Origin of the sequence: Paracoccus sediminilitoris (assembly GCF_003259195.1) — a bacterium.
Classification (GTDB): Bacteria; Pseudomonadota; Alphaproteobacteria; order Rhodobacterales; family Rhodobacteraceae; genus Paracoccus; species Paracoccus sediminilitoris.
On sequence record NZ_QJPK01000072.1, the window covers coordinates 1 to 1455 of the forward strand.

At 55.5% G+C, this 1455-nt stretch carries 1 protein-coding gene and 1 pseudogene; both read right to left on the reverse strand.

The features are described 5' to 3' along the window. Window positions 1-70 precede the first annotated feature (70 nt). The gene (locus DKT70_RS17575) at window positions 71-676 is read right to left on the reverse strand and encodes a sulfotransferase family 2 domain-containing protein (protein WP_111560333.1); all 606 of its coding nucleotides are present in this window, start codon (window positions 674-676) and stop codon (window positions 71-73) included. A 214-nt stretch (window positions 677-890) separates the two neighbouring features. Continuing rightward, window positions 891-1336, reverse strand: a pseudogene (locus tag DKT70_RS17580) (DDE-type integrase/transposase/recombinase); the annotation flags it as partial. Between the last annotated feature and the right edge of the window lie 119 nt (window positions 1337-1455).

Genomic DNA, 1455 nt, shown 5'->3' on the forward strand with positions numbered 1-1455 from the left:
TAGATCAGGTCTCCTTGCGAAGCCTGAATCACCGCAACGGACTGAAATCAATGGGTCTGGAGCCTAGCCTTCAGGCTTCATAACCAAATAACTCAAAATCTTTGCGATAGAATTCCTGCACGCGCAGCCGATCTGACAGATCCCAGCTCACCTCGATCGAAGCGCTCGAAGTATCATGGACCTTCGGCAGGTTCGTGGGTGGGCTCACATCTAGTAATTTCGCTATTTGCGCAGTCACGGCGAGTAGACCATCCTCGAAGCGCAACACCTCAACATCGGAGCCGTGGAACTCCCATTGTGGACGCAGGTGATTGTCGAGATGGAAGGGGTTCTTGGCTGCCGCTTCGAGATTGGCCTCGAGCCAGAGTGAGAAGCTTGGCCATGCCTTCCAAAACCCCTTACCAGCCAGCAGAGCGCGCATGCGGTATTCGCTGGCGATCCGATCATAGGGATTACGAACAGTCATTACGGCGTCATCAAAATATCCTTTACCGAAAAGGGCGTTGAAATCCAACATTCGGAAATGCTGCGGCACGCAACGTAGGGCAGCCGGGACACCGACGCTGTGAAAATGCAAAGATGAGATCGTCTTCAACCATGTTTCTATGGTGCTACCTCCAGTCTTGGGGACGTGTAAGTAGAGAAGTCTGCGATCTTGGTGATGTAGGTACGGCATGAAGAGTTCGCTTCCTTCGGTACAGGGTGCTGCGTGAACATTGGAAGATCGTGGGTGCGATCTAAGTCAATGTCTACTTCCGCTTATCGCCTTTGTTTTCAGTCATAGTAGACCGCCGACGGTGGCTGCTCATCAGAGGAAACGCGCTTGCCCCTAACAATTCGGCTCAAACAGGTGAACTGCGCCGGGTTTTCCGGAGGCTGATTGGGATTAGTTAGGCGGCCATGTCTTCAGCTTCCAGAGCAACGTAGAAGTTTGCCTCCGCTTCGGCCGACGGGATGTTCCCGATCGGCTTAAGCAGGCGGCAGTTGTTGAACCAGTCTACCCATTCGAGGATGGCATATTCGACAGCCTCGAAGTTGCGCGACGGCCCACGACGGTGGATGACCCGGCCTTGAACAGACCATTGATCGTCTCCGCCAATGCATTGTCGTAGCTATCGCCGACACTGCCGACGGAAGGTTCGATGCCGGCCTCGGCCAGCCTCTCGGTGTATTTAATCGATAGGTATTGCGCCCCGCGGACGGAATGGTGGACGAGCCCCGCGCCCTTGGCTGGGCGGCGATCGCGGACAGCTTGTTCGAGGGCATCGAGAACGAAGCCTGCGTGGGCTGTTTGGCTTGCCCGCCAGCCGACGATCTTGCGGGCATAGGCATCGATGAATGAGGAGGGTCAGAAAACAGTCCAGTGGACTGTTTTCCCGACGAATGGCGTGACCTGAGACCCGCCTCTCCTCCAGCCATTCGGAGAATCCGCGGGTTGATTTCTGGGGCTACGCG

What these genes read in the sequence shown, in the direction of transcription:
- DKT70_RS17575 (WP_111560333.1), bottom strand. Translation starts at nt 676, where the DNA reads ATGCCGTACCTACATCACCAAGATCGCAGACTTCTCTACTTACACGTC.